At 42.3% G+C, this 19,512-nt stretch carries 20 protein-coding genes and 1 tRNA gene; 14 read left to right on the top strand and 7 right to left on the bottom strand.

Annotated features, from left to right (window positions below):
• The first annotated feature begins 162 nt into the window (after positions 1 to 162).
• The 9 genes from GQS54_RS20150 to GQS54_RS20190 all read left to right on the top strand — a co-directional run bounded on the left by GQS54_RS20150 (position 163) and on the right by GQS54_RS20190 (position 8,188).
• Positions 163 to 468 (top strand): 4a-hydroxytetrahydrobiopterin dehydratase, encoded by a 306-nt coding sequence (locus GQS54_RS20150; protein WP_166425720.1) that lies wholly within the window; start codon positions 163 to 165, stop codon positions 466 to 468.
• A gap of 183 nt (positions 469 to 651) precedes the next feature.
• Positions 652 to 728: transfer RNA gene (locus GQS54_RS20155), tRNA-Met, on the top strand.
• A 160-nt stretch (positions 729 to 888) separates the two neighbouring features.
• Positions 889 to 1,347, top strand: coding sequence for a ribosome maturation factor RimP (gene rimP / locus GQS54_RS20160; RefSeq protein ID WP_158769462.1), 459 nt, complete (start codon positions 889 to 891; stop codon positions 1,345 to 1,347).
• A gap of 48 nt (positions 1,348 to 1,395) precedes the next feature.
• Entirely contained in the window at positions 1,396 to 2,889 is a 1,494-nt protein-coding gene (nusA, locus tag GQS54_RS20165; protein WP_158769463.1) for a transcription termination factor NusA, read from the top strand.
• A 22-nt stretch (positions 2,890 to 2,911) separates the two neighbouring features.
• Positions 2,912 to 5,512: a translation initiation factor IF-2 gene (infB, locus tag GQS54_RS20170; RefSeq protein WP_166425721.1), complete on the top strand. Its 2,601-nt coding sequence runs from the start codon at positions 2,912 to 2,914 to the stop codon at positions 5,510 to 5,512.
• 108 nt (positions 5,513 to 5,620) lie between these two features.
• Positions 5,621 to 6,034, top strand: a complete 414-nt coding sequence (gene rbfA, locus GQS54_RS20175) for a 30S ribosome-binding factor RbfA (RefSeq protein ID WP_158769465.1) — start codon at positions 5,621 to 5,623, stop codon at positions 6,032 to 6,034.
• A gap of 3 nt (positions 6,035 to 6,037) precedes the next feature.
• Entirely contained in the window at positions 6,038 to 6,991 is a 954-nt protein-coding gene (gene truB, locus GQS54_RS20180) for a tRNA pseudouridine(55) synthase TruB (protein WP_166425722.1), read from the top strand.
• A gap of 108 nt (positions 6,992 to 7,099) precedes the next feature.
• Positions 7,100 to 7,369 (top strand): 30S ribosomal protein S15, encoded by a 270-nt coding sequence (gene rpsO, locus GQS54_RS20185; protein ID WP_007103178.1) that lies wholly within the window; start codon positions 7,100 to 7,102, stop codon positions 7,367 to 7,369.
• A gap of 273 nt (positions 7,370 to 7,642) precedes the next feature.
• Complete coding sequence (locus GQS54_RS20190) at positions 7,643 to 8,188, top strand: hypothetical protein (protein ID WP_166425723.1); 546 nt, start codon at positions 7,643 to 7,645, stop codon at positions 8,186 to 8,188.
• 19 nt (positions 8,189 to 8,207) lie between these two features.
• On the opposite strand, the gene GQS54_RS20195 is transcribed toward GQS54_RS20190, so the two are convergent.
• From GQS54_RS20195 to GQS54_RS20225, 7 genes are all read right to left on the bottom strand, one after another.
• Positions 8,208 to 8,582, bottom strand: a complete 375-nt coding sequence (locus GQS54_RS20195; RefSeq protein ID WP_166425724.1) for a hypothetical protein — start codon at positions 8,580 to 8,582, stop codon at positions 8,208 to 8,210.
• Entirely contained in the window at positions 8,579 to 8,800 is a 222-nt protein-coding gene (locus tag GQS54_RS20200; RefSeq protein WP_166425725.1) for a DUF3820 family protein, read from the bottom strand. Before GQS54_RS20200 ends, GQS54_RS20195 begins: the two co-directional genes overlap by 4 nt.
• Positions 8,793 to 10,589, bottom strand: a complete 1,797-nt coding sequence (locus tag GQS54_RS20205) for an ABC transporter ATP-binding protein/permease (RefSeq protein ID WP_166425726.1) — start codon at positions 10,587 to 10,589, stop codon at positions 8,793 to 8,795. Before GQS54_RS20205 ends, GQS54_RS20200 begins: the two co-directional genes overlap by 8 nt.
• Before the next feature lie 147 nt (positions 10,590 to 10,736).
• Positions 10,737 to 11,849, bottom strand: a complete 1,113-nt coding sequence (locus GQS54_RS20210; protein ID WP_166425727.1) for a GGDEF domain-containing protein — start codon at positions 11,847 to 11,849, stop codon at positions 10,737 to 10,739.
• Positions 11,850 to 11,874: 25 nt separating this feature from the next.
• A complete protein-coding gene (locus tag GQS54_RS20215; RefSeq protein WP_166425728.1) occupies positions 11,875 to 12,453 on the bottom strand; it encodes an ABC-type transport auxiliary lipoprotein family protein in 579 nt (192 codons plus the stop codon).
• Between the two features lie 13 nt (positions 12,454 to 12,466).
• Positions 12,467 to 14,119 carry an intermembrane transport protein PqiB gene (gene pqiB, locus GQS54_RS20220; RefSeq protein WP_166425729.1) on the bottom strand — a complete coding sequence of 551 codons (1,653 nt, stop codon included), beginning with the start codon at positions 14,117 to 14,119 and terminating at the stop codon, positions 12,467 to 12,469.
• Positions 14,120 to 14,121: 2 nt separating this feature from the next.
• On the bottom strand, positions 14,122 to 15,258 hold the full coding sequence (locus tag GQS54_RS20225) for a paraquat-inducible protein A (protein ID WP_166425730.1): 1,137 nt from the start codon (positions 15,256 to 15,258) through the stop codon (positions 14,122 to 14,124).
• Positions 15,259 to 15,465: 207 nt separating this feature from the next.
• Here GQS54_RS20225 and GQS54_RS20230 point away from each other — a divergent pair, with 207 nt between their 5' ends.
• The 5 genes from GQS54_RS20230 (at position 15,466) to GQS54_RS20250 (ending at position 19,509) form a co-directional block, all read left to right on the top strand.
• Positions 15,466 to 15,957 (top strand): low molecular weight protein-tyrosine-phosphatase, encoded by a 492-nt coding sequence (locus GQS54_RS20230; protein ID WP_166425756.1) that lies wholly within the window; start codon positions 15,466 to 15,468, stop codon positions 15,955 to 15,957.
• Positions 15,950 to 16,951: an iron ABC transporter permease gene (locus GQS54_RS20235; RefSeq protein ID WP_166425731.1), complete on the top strand. Its 1,002-nt coding sequence runs from the start codon at positions 15,950 to 15,952 to the stop codon at positions 16,949 to 16,951. The genes GQS54_RS20230 and GQS54_RS20235 overlap by 8 nt, the downstream gene beginning before the upstream one ends.
• 3 nt (positions 16,952 to 16,954) lie before the next feature.
• Positions 16,955 to 17,695, top strand: coding sequence for an ABC transporter ATP-binding protein (locus GQS54_RS20240; RefSeq protein ID WP_166425732.1), 741 nt, complete (start codon positions 16,955 to 16,957; stop codon positions 17,693 to 17,695).
• A 157-nt stretch (positions 17,696 to 17,852) separates the two neighbouring features.
• Complete coding sequence (locus tag GQS54_RS20245) at positions 17,853 to 19,196, top strand: 3-deoxy-7-phosphoheptulonate synthase class II (RefSeq protein ID WP_166425733.1); 1,344 nt, start codon at positions 17,853 to 17,855, stop codon at positions 19,194 to 19,196.
• A gap of 79 nt (positions 19,197 to 19,275) precedes the next feature.
• On the top strand, positions 19,276 to 19,509 hold the full coding sequence (locus GQS54_RS20250) for a FeoA family protein (RefSeq protein ID WP_166425734.1): 234 nt from the start codon (positions 19,276 to 19,278) through the stop codon (positions 19,507 to 19,509).
• Positions 19,510 to 19,512: the final 3 nt, after the last annotated feature.

Genomic DNA, 19,512 nt, shown 5'->3' on the forward strand with positions numbered 1-19,512 from the left:
AAAAAGCGATTAGCATATATTCGGCTGACCGTTTTTTCTACCCGTTCAAGTTATGCACTTATTCTTTGAATCCAAGTATTAAATAAAGTGCTAGCTTTCATTCTTTATGTTTACCTGCATGATAGGAGAACATATGCCTAGTATTAAATTAGCGAGGAATTTATGGTAAAAAAGTTAACACATAGCGAAAGCCAATCTAAGTTGGTCGAACTTAATAAAAATTTGCCCCTTGAACAGCAATGGCAAATAACCGATGGTAAACTGAGTAAGTGTTTTAAATTCAAGAGTTTTATTCGAGCGTTTGGCTGGATGAGTCAAATAGCTATATGGGCAGAGAAACTTAATCATCACCCTGAGTGGTTCAATGTGTACAATAAAGTTGAGGTAAAGCTAACAACACACGATGTAAGCGGACTCAGTGAGTTGGACTTTAAACTAGCTGAAAAAATGCAACTTTTTTATAGCTGATTGTTTATTAAATCTGAGTAAATAATTGATTTGTATAAATTATGCACACATCCAATGTTTTTTGTTGATTAATGTATGATTTATTCATTGCAAGCCTTGCGTCAAATACTCAGCTATGTATAATACGCCCCACTCGAGACACGACACGTAATATACAGTGCGTTAATCGACAAAGATTTCAAGCGCGGGATGGAGCAGTCTGGTAGCTCGTCGGGCTCATAACCCGAAGGTCGTAGGTTCAAATCCTGCTCCCGCAACCACTTTTTTGAAACTTGGCATCCAGCCATTTTTCGGTGAGAATAGTGGACTAGGGTCCAGAAACAAAAAGCCCCGCTTGTACGGGGCTTTTTGTTATCCTTTTATATCTGTTTTTACTTATTCTGGGCTTTTGGCCCTTTTTTCGTTTTTGGAGCGTGACTATTGTCTCAACTAGAGCAAAAATTAACTGAAATGTTGACTGCACCCGTTGAAGCCCTTGGCTTTGAATTGGTGGGGATTGAATTTGTTCGCGCTGGAATACATTCTACTATGCGCGTTTACATCGATCATCCAGATGGTATTTCGGTCGACCACTGTGCAGAAGTAAGTCGTCAAGTAAGTTCAGTGCTTGATGTAGAAGATCCAATCAGTACCGAATACAACTTAGAAGTGTCCTCACCGGGCATGGAACGTCCCTTATTTAAGTTACAACACTATATCGAATCAGTTGGTGAAGTCGTCGCGATACGTTTGAATATGCCAATGGGAGACAGACGTAACTTTAAAGGCAAGTTACTTAGCGAATCCGATGGCATGTTAACTGTTGAAGTTGACAATCAAGAGTTTGTATTAGCTTTTGCCAATATCGAAAAAGGTAATGTTGTTCCAACGTTTGATTGAGTAGATGGCCATTTAGGCTTTTGCTAAAGAATAATCAGTGAGGCAATCATGAATAAAGAAATATTGTTAGTGGCGGAAGCCGTTTCAAATGAAAAACAAGTTCCAAGAGAAAAAATCTTTGAAGCGTTAGAATTTGCCATTGCAAGTGCAACTAAAAAGAAAACTGAAGGCGAAATCGAAGTACGTGTTGCCATTGACCGTGTAACAGGTGATTTTGACACGTACCGTCGTTGGATGGTGATTGCTGATGATCAAAAGCAAGAGAATCCATTTGCTGAAATGACTATTTCAGCTGCTCAAATCGACGAGCCAGACATTCAACTAGGTGACTATGTTGAAGATCAAGTTGAATCAATTAAATTCGATCGCATAACGACGCAAACGGCTAAGCAAGTTATCGTACAAAAAGTACGTGAAGCTGAACGTGCCCAAGTGATGGCTGAATACGAAGAACGTGTTGGTGAGCTTGTAACAGGTACCGTTAAAAAAGTTAATCGCGACAATATTATCATTGACCTAGGCAATAACGCAGAAGGCGTTATTTACCGTGATGATATGTTGCCTCGTGAAACATTCCGTCCAGGTGATCGCGTACGTGGTTTACTTTACGTAATCCGTCCTGAAGCGCGGGGTGCGCAATTATTCATTAGCCGTACTCATCCCGATATGTTGGTTGAGTTATTCAGATTGGAAGTGCCTGAAATTGCTGAAGAGACCTTAGAAATTAAGGCCGCTGCACGTGATCCAGGTTCGCGCGCTAAAATTGCTGTCAAAACCAATGATAAACGTCTTGACCCTATTGGTGCTTGCGTTGGAATGCGTGGTTCACGTGTGCAGGCCGTTAGTGGTGAATTAAGCGGTGAAAGAGTTGATATCGTGCTGTGGGATGACAATCCTGCTCAGTTCGTTATTAATGCTATGGCACCAGCCGAAGTCGCATCGATTGTCGTTGATGAAGACAACCACACGATGGACGTAGCGGTTGAATCTGACAACTTAGCCCAAGCAATCGGTCGTAGTGGTCAAAACGTTCGACTAGCTGCTCAGCTTACCGGCTGGGAATTAAACGTTATGACGGTTGAAGATTTAAACAATAAGCACGATGAAGAGAATTCTAAAGTATTAGCGGTTTTCGTTAATGGTCTTGATATTGACGAAGAATTTGCCGCAGTGTTGGTCGATGAAGGTTTTACCACTTTGGAAGAAATCGCCTACGTACCCATCAACGAGCTACTAGAAATTGACGGTCTTGATGAAGATATCGTTGAAGATTTACGTAGCAGAGCTCGCGCCGCGTTAACCACTCAAGCGCTAGCAAATGAAGAGACATTGGAAGCCTCTGAACCAAAAGAAGAGCTATTAAGTTTAGCCGGTATGGAACGCCATCTTGCTTACACATTAGCAAGTCGCGGCATTACCGATCTTGAATCACTTGCGGAGCAAGGTGTAGATGAGATCAGCGATATTGAAGAACTAGACGAAGAGAAAGCGGGCCAACTGATTATGGCTGCACGAAACATTGTCTGGTTTAACGAAGAATAGGTCACCAAGAGGAATTACGAATATGGCAGAAGTATCCATTGAAAAACTCGCCGCCGATATCGGCACTTCGGTTGACCGCTTAGTTAAGCAGTTTAAAGATGCTGATATTGTAAAAGCGGCAAATGAAAACGTGACTGAAGATGAAAAACGTCAGTTGTTGGATTTTTTAAGCAAACAACATGGCGGTACAGGCTCTGAAGCGCCTAAGCGAATGACATTACAACGTAAAACAACCAGCACGCTTAATATGGGTAAAGCCAAAGCGGTTACGGTTGAAGTGCGTAAAAAACGCACTTACGTTAAGCGTACAGATGTTGAAGAAGCGCGTTTAGCGGAAGAAGAAACCGCACGAGTATTAGCTGAGCAACAAGCCAAGCTTGAAGCTGAGCAAAAACAAGCTGAAGAAGCTAAGAAAGCTGCTGAAGAAAAAGCGAAAAAAGCAGTTGAAGCAAAAGCGAAAGCCGAAGCTGAGCGTGTTGCACGTGCTAAGAAAGAAGCCGAAGCGCGCCAAGCAGAAGAAGCAGCTTTAAGCCCTGAAGAAAAAGCAGAGCAAGAACGTATTCGAGCTGAAGCGGAAAATATTCGTAAAATGCAAGAGCATGAAACCCAGCGTAAACTTGAAGAAGATGCCAAAAAAGCGGCAGATGAAGCGCTTAAGCTTACTGAAGAAAACTCTCGACGTTGGAAAGAAGAAGAAGAACGTCGTAAGAAGCAAGAAGCGGAAGAAGTTCATGTGCACAGTAATCGTTATGCTCAAGAAGCAGAAGATGCTGATGATATTAAAATTGAGCGTGGCGGACGTCGTCGTAAAAAGTCGAAACGTAACGCAGGTTCAGATCTTAAACACGCATTTAACAAGCCTGCTCAGCCAGTAGAACGTATTGTGCGTATAGGCGAAACCATCACCGTAAGTGACTTAGCCAGTAAGATGGCGATTAAAGCAACTGAAGTGATTAAGTCCATGATGAAAATGGGTGAAATGGTTACCATCAATCAAGTTCTTGACCAAGAAACCGCGGTCGTGATTGTTGAAGAGTTAGGTCACAAATACGAACTAGTTAATGACAACGCGTTAGAAGATGAGTTGTTGGCTGACAACATATCGTCAGAGCTAGCTCCTCGCGCACCTGTTGTGACTATCATGGGTCATGTTGACCACGGTAAAACGTCATTGCTTGATTATATTCGCCGCGCGAAAGTAGCAGATGGTGAAGCAGGCGGTATTACTCAGCATATCGGTGCTTATAGCGTTGAAACGGATAATGGCCGCATTGCGTTTTTAGATACCCCTGGTCACGCCGCGTTTACCGCAATGCGTGCTCGAGGTGCCACGGCAACTGATATTGTTGTATTAGTGGTAGCTGCAGACGATGGTGTTATGCCGCAAACCAAAGAAGCTGTACAACACGCCAAAGCGGCTGGTGTACCTTTGATTGTTGCGGTTAACAAAATTGACAAAGATGGCATTGATTTAGACCGAGTTAAAACTGAACTATCTCAACTGGAAGTTATTTCAGAAGAGTGGGGCGGCGAGCACCAGTTTGTTAACGTGTCAGCGAAAACCGGTGAAGGGATTGACGCCTTACTTGAAGCGATTAGCTTACAAGCAGAATTGTTGGATTTGAAAGCACCGCCTACTGGTTCTGCCAAAGGTATTGTCATCGAATCTCGCTTGGATAAAGGTCGTGGCCCAGTTGCTTCAGTCTTGATCCAAGAAGGTCAGTTAAAAGCGGGTGATATCTTACTTTGTGGTATTGAGTATGGCCGTGTTCGAGCGATGCGCGATGAAAATGGTAAAGACGTCACTATTGCCGGCCCTTCTACTCCAGTAGAAGTACTTGGTTTATCGGGCGTACCAATTGCCGGTGAAGATGCGTTAGTGGTTCAAGATGAGCGTAAAGCGCGTGATGTAGCTGCGAAACGTCATACTAAGCAACGTGAAGTTAAATTGGCTAAGCAACAAAAAGCTAAGCTTGAAAACATGTTTGCTAATATGGAAGCCGGTGACGTTAGCGAACTTAATATCGTACTTAAAGCCGATGTACAAGGTTCAGTCGAAGCGATTTCTGATTCACTTACCAATTTGTCTACTTCTGAAGTGAAAGTAAACATAGTCGGCAGTGGCGTTGGCGGTATTACCGAAACAGATGCCAGCTTAGCAGCAGCGTCGAGCGCGATAGTCGTTGGCTTTAATGTTCGTGCTGATGCAAGTGCCAGACGTGTTATCGAAGCGGAAGAGATTGACCTACGTTATTACAGCGTTATCTACAGCTTAATTGATGAAGTTAAGATGGCGATGACAGGAATGTTGGCCCCAGAATTCAAGCAAGTTATTATTGGATTAGCAGAAGTACGTGATGTATTTAAGTCGCCGAAACTGGGTGCTATTGCTGGTTGTATGGTTGTCGAAGGGACGATCAAACGCAGCAATCCTATTCGTGTACTCCGTGAAAACGTAGTTATCTATGAAGGCGAGCTTGAGTCATTAAGACGCTTCAAAGATGATGTACAGGAAGTACGTAATGGGGTTGAATGTGGTATCGGCGTGAAGAACTACAACGACGTTAAAGTGGGCGATCAAATAGAAGTATTTGAAATCGTTCAAGTTGAGCGTGAGTTATAATCCACACAACACCTGTTGTTAGCTGATTATTAATATTGAAGTAAAACGGAGGCTTAGGCCTCCGTTTTGTCTTAACAAAAGCACTAAACAATGCTTTAGGAGAATAAAATGGCTAGAGAATTCTCTCGCACTGACCGTGTAGGTCAGCAGATACATAAAGAAATCGCCAGTATTTTACAGAATGAATTTAAGAATCGTGATCCACGGTTAGGTATGGTCACAGTGTCGGCTGTAGAAATATCTCGAGACTTGGCATATGCAAAAATTTACGTGTCATTCTTCGAAAATGATGATGAAGTGATGGACAATTACTTATCTATTTTAGAAGACAATAAAGGCTATATCCGTACATTATTAGCCAGTCGCATGCGTATGCGTGCTGTACCGGCAATTAAATTTTTACGTGATGGTTCACTAAGTGAAGGTATTCGTATCAGTAACTTGGTTGACGATACGCTAAATAAAGATAAAGAGCGGGCACGAAATGCGGGTCGCTCGTTAGATGAAGAACAAGAGGACTAAAGGTTGGCTAGACGTCGTAAAGGTCGCGCAATAAACGGTATTTTGCTGCTAGATAAACCATTAGAAATATCCTCTAACCAGGCGCTTCAGAAAGTTAAGCGTGCATTTTTGGCTGCTAAAGCAGGACACACTGGGGCACTCGACCCTCTTGCAACGGGTATGTTGCCAGTATGTCTAGGGGAAGCGACTAAGTTTTCTCAGTTTCTATTAGATGCAGATAAAACTTATATCGTTACCGCCAAACTAGGTGTGCGTACAACCACCTCAGACGCTGACGGCGAAGTTGTGGATACGCGAGACATTAATGTAACGCAGCAGCAGTTGAATGATGCTTGCGAAACATTTAGAGGGCCTATAAAACAAGTGCCATCTATGTTCTCTGCTTTAAAACATCAAGGTAAGCCTCTTTACCACTATGCTCGTCAAGGGATAGTCATCGATCGCCCAGCACGAGATATAACCATTTTCTCACTGATAGTCACTCGATTTGAAGGTGATGAGGTGGATATGAAAGTACACTGCAGCAAAGGTACATATATTCGCTCTTTGGTTGATGATTTGGGGCAACTATTGGGCTGTGGTGCTTATGTAAGTAAACTTCATCGTACCAATGTAGCGGATTACCCAAGCGAAAAAATGGTGACATTTGAAATGCTAGAGGCGCTGCTGGAAAAAGCCCAAGCCGAGCAAATTCCGTTAACGGATATTCTTGATCCACTGTTAATCCCAATGGACAGTGCTGTTAAGGCGTTACCGAGCATAAATGTGACTTCCACAGCAAGAGATTCATTTTTACATGGTCAACCGGTAGCATATGAAAGCGATTCTGAGTTTTCTATAGGTTCAATTGTGCGCACTTATTGCGTTCAAGATGACGTGTTTTTAGGTGTCTCGGAGATTGATAGTGATAATAATGCTGCTCCAAAACGGGTGGTGGTATTTAACTCGCCAGCTTAGTAAGATTTGTCCTTGCTAAATAAACGGTAGTCACTATAATACGCGCTTCTTGGCATGGCTGAATTAGTGATCGGCCTGCTGTATTTTAGCTCTTATTTGGAGAATATTATGTCACTAACTACTCAAGAAACTGCAGCAATTATTGCTGATTATGGCGTAAAAGAAGGTGATACTGGTTCATCTGAAGTTCAAGTTGCTTTGTTAACGTCTAACATCAACAAGCTTCAAGGCCACTTTGCTGACCATAAAAAAGATCACCACTCACGTCGTGGTTTGCTACGCATGGTTAGCCAACGTCGTAAACTTCTTGATTACCTTAAAGGTAAAAACGTTGAGCGTTATCAAGATCTAATCAAGCGTTTAGGCCTACGTCGTTAATCGACCAAGTCATACGTTTGAAAGAAAGCACCTTCGGGTGCTTTTTTCGTTTCTGGGACGTAATTTCGTCATACCATTGGCTAATTTCAAAGCATATCTATCTTGTTAGTATTGTTATTTACCCAATAAAAACAATAAGATAACGGTACTCTATATGAAAAACTGACCCGCTTTTTACTCGTTATTTACACATTAATAAGTGCAAGCTCCCAAGCAGAACTTATTCAATGGGATGCGTTTGATTCAGGCGATAATCTCGCGGTAAAAGACAGTGTGAGTGGTCTCGTCTGGTTAGATTTGACGATGACAAGTAATATGAGTTACCGCCAAGCGGGTGCTGCATTTGCTGGCTGGGAATATGCTAGTGCATTAGATGTTTGGGGATTGTTAGATAACGCTTTCAGCGACATTCAGTTAATCCGCCATGATACACAAGAACCGATAAATTATGAAAGAAACTGTGTTAGTACTACATTATGTTACGCCCAAGCGAATCGATGGCAGAGTTTATTTGGTGACACCGAAGGTAGCCGATATTATCAAACCTATGCATTTGGTTTATATAAGGGGGATTCTTTAAGAGTTCGTATGGGTGGGAGCTATGTAAACGGTAGTGCATTGGCCAATATATATGGACGCACATTTGACCAAGCCCACAATGATCAACTCGATCAGTCTAACGATTTATATGGTACTTTCTTGGTTCAATCAACGCTCAATACAAATGCCAATCAGGTTATTTCAGTGCCTACTCCAAGTGGCTTAATGGCCTTGTGTTTACCTTTTATTCTTATTCTTACCGGCCGTAAACGAGGATAATAATAAATAGCGTTAAACGCTAAGGGGACAAAGCCGTTTCGGTTAGCGCAGCCACTCTCTCTGCTTCGGTTAATAAATTGACGAAAGGTGTTCTACGTCGTAGTTTCCGCATTTGTGGTGTATCAGCTAACACACCTTGTATAAAAACGTCTGGCTGATCATCGATATATTCCATTAAGCAAGTCCATATTAAATAACCCCCATGGCGTAATTGACCATTTGCGTAGCGCGACTCGATCGTATCAATGATCTGTTGGCGTAATTCAGGGCGCATGACAAGCTTGTCTACCATTGCTTTATGCAGCACTAAAATCTGACGGTCGATGTTATCGTATTGCAGGCTATTACTTCGCTGCCGCCGACGTGATGATTGGTTTGAGTAAGAACTATTCAATATCTTAACAGGGGCTTAAGCATCGTTTCCAGACCATTAACTTTCACTTCGTGCATCAGCGCTAATTGTTGGCCAAGCTTACCTTCAGGGAAGCCCTGTTGACTAAACCAAACTAAATAAGGCTCAGGCAACTGCAAAAGCTTTCTGCCAGCATACTTGCCAAAAGGCATCGTCTGGTTAACTGCCTCGATGAGTAATTGATTGGCAGCTTCAGTCATCAGATGTATTCACTTTCTGTTGGGTACTCCAAAGATGATAATAGGGACCTTTTTGCGCCAAAAGTAAATTGTGTTCACCTTGTTCTACTACCCGGCCATCTTGGATCACTATAATACTATCAGCATCGACGATGGTTGATAGTCGGTGGGCAATAACAAGACTCGTATGGCCTACGGCGATTTCCCTAAATGCGCTTAGGATAGCCTGTTCAGACTGGCTATCAAGGGACGATGTCGCTTCATCGAACAACAATATAGGTGCGCCTTTTAATATCGTTCGCGCAATAGCGACACGCTGTTTTTCACCGCCAGATAATTTCAGTCCTCTTTCGCCCACTTGGGTCTCTTTTCCTTTTGGCAGAGCACTGATAAAGGCTGCTAGATGTGCATGTTTTATCGCGTCATTCACTTCATCATCACTAGCATCTGGTCGACCGTAACGGATATTCTCGAAAATAGTATCATTAAACAATACGGTATCTTGGGGCACGATACCGATTGCTTGGCGCAATGATGCCTGACTAACGGTTGTAATGGGTTGTTGGTCAATCATTATTGTTCCACTGCTTGCGTCATAAAATCGAAACAATAATTTGATGATGGTAGATTTACCTGCACCGCTAGGACCAACGATGGCTACTTTTTTACCTGCAGGCACATCAAACGTTACGTTATGCAATATTTGTCTGTCTGGGCCGTAACCAAAATTGACTTTATCAAAACGTATGTGCCCTTTTGTTACTTCAAGCAATTGCGAGTCGTCGTTATCGACAATCGAGGGCGGCTTGCTGAGTAAGGTAAACAGGTTCTCGATATTGGCAAGCGCGCCTCTTATTTCCCGGTAAACAAAACCGAGGAAATTCAGTGGCATAAATATTTGCATGGTGAATGCGTTGATTAACACGAAATCGCCTATGGTCATGGTCCCGTGTGCCACATAGTAGGCTGCAACAGCCATCATGCTGGTCATTGCGATCGCAATGATAGTAGCTTGCCCCGTGTTTAAAGCGAATAAAGATAAACGATTTTTGCGTCTTGCTACTTCCCAATCGGCTAGTGCCAAGTCATAACGCTCGGCTTCGTAACGTTCATTATTAAAATATTTTACGGTTTCATAATTTAATAAACTATCAATTGCTCTGGTGTTACTCAGTGAATCAGCTTGATTGACTGCTCGCACAAAGTCAGTACGCCAATGAGTCGCTTTAATTGAAAAGCTAATGTAGCTGATAACGGAAATCAAAATGATGAACGCAAAGCTCCATCCGTAATTATAAAAGAGCACGCCTACCACCGCGAGAATTTCAAGTAAAGTTGGGACAATATTAAACACCAGAAAGCGCATCAGAAAACTGATACCGCTGGTACCGCGTTCGATATCACGCGAAAGGCCGCCAGTTTGGCGGTTCAAATGATAATCTAAATCAAGCCGATGTAAATGCTCGAAAACTTGCAAGCTAATTCTACGCATAGCACGCTCAGTTACGCGGCCAAATAACGTATCGCGTATTTCCCCGAATAATACATTGGCTAAGCGCAGTAGGCCGTATGCAGCGATAAGCGCAAAGGGAACGAGTACTATCGTATTACTTGGATCCGCAGCATTGAGTGTGTCAACTGCATGCTTAAGGATAAAGGGTAGACCAATACTGGCGACTTTAGCCGCAATAAGGCATAGCATGGCAAAAAACACTCGGCTTTTAAATTCTAAGAGATAGGGCCAAAGTTGGCGTACTACGCGCCAATTAAAGGTGACGTCTTCAATCTGGGTGTGTTGTTTAGAACGCATGAGTCTCGTTACTTTACGTGTGTTGATTAGAGGTAAAAGTCGATTTTATATAAACGACTACTCGACTTTTATAACATCGTCCCGCCAGTGCGATGAATAAAACGACATATTGTGATTATTACGCATAATATTGGCGGGAATAGAAAATCAATCTGTCTTTACAGTGCAGTTTCTTCCGTGAGTCTTCGCGCGATACAAATTAGTATCTGCTCTACTGATAGCATGGTCTAGATTATCTTGTGGATGCATTTGATAAATGCCAATACTGACAGTGACCGACAAACTTGAAGAGCCCGCTAAATATTCTTGCTTGGCCACCTTGGTGCGTAACTTTTCTGCTAATACAAACGCTTGATCCTGAGTGGTTTCTGGCAGTAAAAATAAAAATTCTTCTCCTCCCCAGCGAGCAACTGTGTCTTGCTTACGGACTCCCAAAGAAAAAAGCTGCCCAACTGCTTTGATCACATTATCTCCGATGTCATGCCCATATCTGTCGTTTACCCGTTTAAAATGGTCAATGTCACACATCATCAGCGTTAAATTTTTGCTATGCCTAAGAGTACGTTGGTGCTCGTACTCGAGCTTTTCAAGCATTCCTCGACGATTTTGCAAACCGGAAAGAAGGTCTAACCTTGCTTGTTTTTCAAAACGCTGACTCAGTTGTTGAAGCGTTTTGAAGGAACGTTGACGAGAATATTCGTAGAATACAAATAACACAGCCACCGTCACAAATGAAAAGATGAGTCGAGATTTAAACTCATAACTGTAGGTTACCGCGAGTAGCGTATCCTTTGGATAGAAAAATAGTAATATTATGACAACAGTAAAAATACCTAATTGGATTAGACCTCTTTTTAAGCCCCCGAAAAATAAGGAAACGGAAGGTACAATAAAAATCCATAATGGACCTGTATTTTTAACTCCGCCGGTGATAACCAAATAAACCATGAGCAACATCACTGCGCTGGTTATCAAATTTGCAGAGTAATTATACTGTTTGTCATTTTTAACGTGTTTTAGAATGACTCGCGATAGCAAACAAAGAATACTAACGGTTATTAAAATGATGCCTAAATAAAAGTCTTCGCTGTGCGAATACTCACTGCGAAATAAAGCGCTCACCCCAAGAATTGAAGTGATAAAAAAACCGATGAAACTAAATAGATTAGTGATTTGAATTTGCTGTCGTAACGCCGGTGATTTACTCTTCCCTAGACCGGTAATTAAATACGCACGAATCAATTTTTTGACGTTAAACATATTTCAACCACTTCCTTATTTTCACTTACTCAACATCTTCAACAATCTGGGCACTCAATTGTGCAATTTGTTTTGCCATATGAGTAACGCTATGGCTATAACCTTTCTGTGTAAGCGCTGATGTAAATGCAAAAGTATGTTGAGACGAAAGACTCTCTAGTTGTTTATTGCCCACTAACCAATACTGGCCATCGCTAACAACGCTACCTTTATCTGTTGGCATAAAATGTTCAATGCTAACAATCAGATGTTCAAACTTAGCTGATGCCTGTGGGGAGTCATATGCTACAAATTGCGTATCTTTTGCGTAATCATTTAGCCAAGCAAGTAGGGTTTTATGAATGTCAGTTTGTAGACTCTCTGCCCACAGATCGATATCAGAATAGTACAGCTGATTTCCGTCGATTTGCATCACTAAATTTGGACGCTCCAAATAGTCAGCAAGCTGTATTTTGTCTACTACAATAATGCGTTTCACATCTTCATCCGCGCTAGATGAAAGCGGAGCATTGCTGTTTAACAGATAAATCTGTTGACGTGGCTCAGGCGATGTACTGCATCCGCATAACATTAAGATGATAAGGAAAACGCTAAACTGTTTCATTTTATTTGTACTCTTACTGAGATTTATCATTCGAAGCACCAGGCTGGCGATAGGGTTTACGTTGCTTATCAAAAATAAGACTATTAGGAGCTTGGTTTAGCTCAAGCAACAATGGTTGTAGTTCACGTAAACGTTGTTGCAAGGTCTCTAACGTATCATTTATTTCATTATTAGTTTTTGAACCAGTAGCAAACCCTTGGGTTAATTGCGCTATTCCGGTAAGTGCTGAAGCCAGTTTCTGACTAACATTTTGTTCGTCCATTTGACGTAACGTGCCGGCAAAATCATCTGCGGTATTGTTCATGCTATCCGCACTAGCGCTAATGTCTGCCATCATTTGGTTGGCAGCAACGGAAAGCTGAGCCAAGTCCATTTCGTTAATGTTGTCCAGGATCGCACTGACTTTTTCGGTTATTTGCGAGAATTCATTAGAGATACTCGGGATAACTTCATAATCTTGAAATTTAGCTATGCTCGATGATGTTTCGTTAGGGTACTGCTCAAGATTAACAAATAGTGCGCCTGTTAATAGATTACCCGATTGCAGAGAAGCGCGAAAACCATTTTTAATCCAAGTTCGCATTTGACGTGTTATATGCTCGATACCCGCGTTGTCGTCTGTTTGTTCAATACGCCCTGGCTGAATACCAATGATGACAGGTATTGCAACACCGGAATCTAACCATTTTTGTTGATTACTATTGGGAGGGTTAATATCTAAAACTTTACCTATCTGAATACCCCGGTACTCTACAGGCGCGCCTACGTGGAGACCCCGTACCGTATCGTCAACTAGAATGACGTACTTCGCTGAGGCTTTGTAACGTTCTTCAGCGGCTGATTCATATGACTCGTGAATATTAAAGTACGTACGGTCGGTTACTCTTTCTCCTTGGGGCATACCATCGGGCACGCCAAAAGCAACGCCGTTGGTAATCAATGTCTCTATACTACTCATTCTTACTTTTACGCCATTAGCGCTTAGATCCATTTGTACGCCACTGCTATTCCAAAACTTAGTGTTGGTGGTGATAAGCTTATGATATGGCGCTTGAATAAATGTATTGTAGTAGACCACTCGTTCATCAAAGTTAAAGTAAATACTTTCAAACTCGCCTACTTTAAGGCCTTTATAAATAACAGGGTCGCCTTCTTTAAAAGCGAACTCTGCGTTACTATTTAATGTAACGTGTAAGCCAGGTGTGCCGCTAGGCGTGATTGGGGGCGCCGACAAGGCGACAAAATCACGACTCGATGGGCCTTCTAGATTGGTTGACATATTGATATAAGTACCAGATACCAGTGTGTTTAGACCTGATACGCCATTAAGCGATATTCGTGGGTTAACCGACCAAAACTCAGTACTTTCACGTAACAAACCGTCTGAGTTAGCGGACATACGAGCGGTGACCAACACTTTTTGTAAGTCTTCCGTAAGGGCGATAGTTTTGACTTCACCTACGTCCACATTATGCATTTTTATTTTGGTTTTTCCGGCTTCTAAACCAGAGGCATTTTCAAATACGATGTTGATAAGGGGGCCTTGATTACTCCATTGATGATAGAACATCCACGCACCCATACACAATGCCACTATAGGCACTAACCATATTTTTGAAATGCTTGTTACGCTTTTTAGCTCAGCAGGTTCACCATTTTTTGGCATGATTACTGGTTGCTCCAAATTAATTTTGTGTCGAATGAAATTGCCGCTAACATGGTTAAAATGACCACTGCGCAAAAGGCAAGAGCTGCATACCCTGGGTATATGCTCATGATGTTACCTAGCTGAATAAGACTGACTAAAATAGCGACCACGAAAACGTCAATCATCGACCAGCGACCAATAAACTCTGTCAATCGGTAACTGATCATGCGTGTTTTCTTTTGTCCGCTGTAATCGTTCTGTACGGTATAGTTTAGCCAACATAATATGCAGAACTTGGCTATGGGAACTAAAATACTTGCGATAAATATAATCGCAGCGATGGGATACGAGCCCATTTTCCAAAGGGTTAACACGCCGCCCAAAATAGTACTGGGTTCGTCATCTCCTAGAATGTCAGTATGCATAATAGGTAAAACATTAGCGGGTATATAAAGTAATACAGAAGTAAATAATAGCGCCCAGGTAGTTTGAATGCTATGGGATGCAGAGTGTCTTTTAGGTGCTTTTGGAAGCGCGCACGAGGTGAGTAGGTACATTTGGTGTTCATCTAGATACATTAGGGTGTAGGTCATGCATATGGCAAATAAAGCATAGGCATAAAATGATAAGCCGATACCAATATCAGCCATGGACATGATTTTAACTAAGCTTACAAGCACAGCAACTAAGAAAATTTCTACCATTGTCCATGCACGCAGGGCGAAAATAAATTTAAGAAGTGGTGCGGCGTATGTGGGTTTTTTACCAACTAACACAGGCATTAGCAGATACAATAAGCAGAGTAGAATCGTCACTGGCAGCACAAGAATGACCGTACTTTGTAAGATAGCCAGTGCAAGATAGTTGTTGTCGGCGAGTGTTTCAATACTGCTAAATATATTGATCGAATGATATTGCCCGTTAGCACTAAAGGATAAAAATTTGAAGCTAAGTGCGGCAACCATAAAGATTAAAGCAGCTACTGAAAATGCTACCAATTTTTGTACCATATTCTGATAATAGGTTGTGATAACATAATGGCACCTGGGACACTGTGCACGCTGACGGTGAACAAGAGGCGGTACCTCAACTAAGTAACCACACTCGTGGCAATGTACTTGTTGACAAGTCGTTGTAATCTTTATCGATTCATCCATACGTTACACGGGTAAGCTAATATTTAGCTAGATTAACAAAAAGCTACCAACTGTGGAAAGATAATCACAAATTAGCTAAATATTTGCTGAAAATCTAAATTAAGTTTTACATATATCGAGACGGCCAAATATTGTTGAGCAAACTATATTAGCCGGCTAGTCAGCCGTTATACCATGCGATTAACCATTTCAACGGACGTTATTCAGGTGTTTGATAAGAAAATAAAGAACAACTTAACCTCGGTGCTTTTTGTGTGTTTAGGCAATATTTGTCGTTCTCCCACGGCAGAAGCTGTTTTTCGTCATAAAGCGGCACATGAAGGCCTTGCTATAGATATTGATTCTGCCGGAACGTTGGGCGCCCATATCGGTACGAGTCCAGATAAACGCTCTCGAGCTGTGGGGGAAGAGCGCGACTATAACTTTAAAAAAATTAAATGTCGCAAAGTTGAAGTGAAAGACTTTGCGCGTTTTGATTATGTTATCGCCATGGATAAAAATAATGTGCGTGACCTATTGGAAATATGTCCTGAGGAATACCAACATAAAATTGCCTTGATGATGAGTTTCTGTGATGCAGAAGAAGCTGAGGTACCAGACCCCTATTTTGGTGGCAAGCGCGGCTTTGAATATGTTCTAGATCTGATCGAAAAAGCATCTGACGGTTTAATAGACCATATTAAGACACGTTTTGCTTGAGCCTAAGCATCTTGAGCGCAAACAAAAGTATTGGCTCGTAATATTATTAGGCATACTTTTAGGGAGTAGTGCTTGGGTAATGCTTGGTGGGTTAAACACCGATAAGCAAGCTAACATGTTTCTGGATCCAGTCGAGCTGCGCATATTTTGGCAATTACGCATTCCTTTAGTGATAACGGCACTTATCGTTGGCGCAGGCTTAGCGGTGAGTTCTGCTGTGCTCCAGGTTTTACTGCGTAATCCGTTAGCAGACCCAGGTATTATAGGGATTAGCAGTGGTGCCAGCCTTGCTGCAGCACTATTTTTAGTATTTGGCAGTACATTACCATTTTTATACATACAGTATTTGTTGCCGGTATTTTGCTTTTTCGGGGCGTTACTTTCAACGACTGCAATCTATTTTATTTCTAAACGTTTAACGGGTATTCATTCCGGCGTTATCTTAGCAGGTATCGCTATTTCTACCTTGAGTGGCGCTATCATTGGCTGGCTACATTTCTTATCTGATGCGCAAACCATGCTCAACATGATCTTTTGGCTAATAGGTAGCCTAAATCAAGCTGACTGGAAGGTATTATTGGTAGCAGCTCCTATTCTAGTGCTCTCACTAGGCTATTTAATGTGTCAGGGTAGGGCACTGAATTGGCTCTATTTTGGAGCAAGTAGCGCCCAATTAGCAGGATTGAACGTCCCGCAATTTCACAAGATCATGTTGTTAACGTGCGCGCTAGTAGTAGGTATTGCGGTTTCTATTGCTGGCTCTATTGCTTTCGTCGGTTTGCTCGTTCCTCATATGTTGCGCAATTTTTTTGGTTTTGATAATCGCTTTATTCTTCCTGCTTCGGCGTTATTGGGCGCAATTGTGCTAATGGTCGTTGTGCTAATTGGACGCGTCGCGGGGGATGCAAGTGTCCCCGTTTCTATGTTGACCGCTACGTTAGGTGGCCCCATTTTTCTGTATTCAATACTGCGACTAAATCGGCAGATGAGTTAGCTGATGCTTGTTATTGAAAACCTCACGTTTTCCCAACGTTTAGATAATATTAATGTGTATGCTAAATCAGGACAATTTGTTCACTTGCTCGGGCCAAATGGGGCGGGGAAATCAAGCCTACTGCAGATTGTTTCAGGTCTTGGCGTACCAGATACCGGCCGCGTTACCTTTGATAACGGTGATATAGCCCAATTAACCATGATTGAACTGGCGCGTTTTCGCTGTTTTCAAGAACAACAACAGAGTCATATTTTTGCGATTACCGTGCGAGAGTCTCTCTCGTTTTTCGCACAGGACTTGGTTATGCCAGCGATGTTAGAAAATGCCCTCGAAATACAGCCCTTTATGACCCGCTCATTGCTTACGCTGTCAGGTGGTGAAAGTCGCCGAGTGCAAATTGCTCGTGCATTATTGCAAATTTGGCCGATGATTGAGCAGGGTCAAGCGTTAATACTTCTCGATGAGCCAAGCCAAGGATTAGATTTTCGTCATCAGCACTTACTGTTGTCTTGTCTTGTTGAACTGACAAAGCTTGGTAATACCGTGCTGATGAGCCACCACGATCTTAATATATCGACTCAGTATGCTGATCGTGTTTGGTTAATGCGTTCTGGAGTAATGGAACATTTCGGAGATGTTAAGGATGTGATGACGCCAGCCATATTAAGCGAAATTTTTGATTGCCAAGTGCGTGAATTTAATGACTCTGCAGGCAACAGTATATTGCAAACTTATCTCCCTTAAAGTAAGTAAATAGGTTTTTTATCGGTAAACTTTCCATGCGCGCATTTCATAGGCTAGGATATCAGGTATGATAACGTGTCCAAAGCGATGTTGAAAACATCTGCTTTGTGAACTAATTTCCCTTTTTTCGATTTCATTTATATTTTAAGGACACACTGTGAGCCAATGGCAACCTGATAGTTGGCGTCAAAAGCCAATATTGCAACAACCCACTTACCAGAATCAACAACACTTGCGCGATGTTGAGCAGAAGCTCAAATCTTACCCGCCACTCGTTTTTGCTGCCGAAACGCGACAATTATTTAAAGAGTTAGGCCAAGTAGCTGATGGTAAAGGCTTTTTGCTTCAAGGTGGCGATTGTGCCGAGTCCTTTGATGAATTCAATGCGCCCAAAATCCGTGATACATTCAAAGTTATTTTACAAATGGCGATCGTGCTAACGTTCGCTGGGCGCTGCCCAGTGACAAAAGTTGCTCGCATGGCCGGGCAATATGCTAAGCCTCGCTCAGGTGACTTAGAAACAATCGACGGTGTTTCGTTACCCAGTTACCGTGGCGATATCATCAATAGCTTTGAATTCACTGAAGCATCACGTATGCCAGATCCACAGCGTATGTTAGATGCATACCACCGCAGTGCCTCTACATTGAACTTGCTGCGTGCTTTCGCCCAAGGTGGCTTAGCTGACTTGCATCAAGTGAATCGCTGGAATATGGCATTCGTTGAAAACAATCCGCTTAAAGAGCGATATCAAGACGTGGCGCGTCGTATTCAAGATTCTTTAGAATTTATGAATGTGATGGGTATCAATACCAATAATACGCCAACACTGCATGAAACCAGTTTATATACGTCTCATGAAGCGCTTTTATTAAACTACGAGCAAGCACTAACGCGCGTCGATACATTAACTGACAAATGGTATAACTGTTCTGCTCATATGCTATGGATAGGCGAGCGCACACGTCAACTCGACCATGCTCATATTGAGTTTTTCCGTGGGATCCACAATCCAATAGGCGTAAAAGTTGGCCCAAGCATGCAAGGCGATGAGTTAATTCGTTTAATTGACGCGTTAAATCCTGATAACACGTCAGGGCGACTAACGTTGATCACGCGCATGGGAGCTGACAATCTTGAGCATAAATTACCGGCTTTATTACGCCGCGTGAAACAAGAAGGACGTAATGTCGTTTGGAGTTCAGATCCTATGCACGGTAATACGTTCAAAGCATCAAGCGGTTATAAAACACGTAACTTCGATGCGATTTTGCGCGAGATCCAACAGTTCTTCGCAGCCCATCGTGCTGAAGGAACCCATGCTGGAGGTATTCATTTAGAAATGACAGGCCAACATGTAACAGAATGCACCGGTGGCGCTTATCAAATAAGCGATGACGATTTAGCGCAAGCATATAAAACCCAATGCGATCCGCGTTTAAACGCAGATCAAGTGCTAGAAATGGCATTTCTTGTTGCTGATCACCTCAAGGTAAGTTAAGGAAATCACATTGCGCTCGAAGCCGATTATATGTTATAAATGAAAATAGTTTTCATTTGTATTGATAGGTTAGGGCGCTATGACTCTTTGGGATATTCCGGCGAAAAAATCGGCATTAATTAGCGGCCTAGATAATTCATTGGTGCCGGCTGTAATGAATCGCTTATTGGAAATGGGATTGAGCGATGGTCAAACTGTTCGTTGCCTGCGCCGCAGCCCTTTGCGTGGGCCTCTCGTCGTTCAAATCGGTGATTGTGTATATACTTTAGAGCAAAGTATTGCCGATAAGGTTGCTATCAGCGACCTCTCTTAATTT

This window comes from Paraglaciecola sp. 20A4, from assembly GCF_011378905.1.
Classification (GTDB): domain Bacteria; phylum Pseudomonadota; class Gammaproteobacteria; order Enterobacterales; family Alteromonadaceae; genus Paraglaciecola.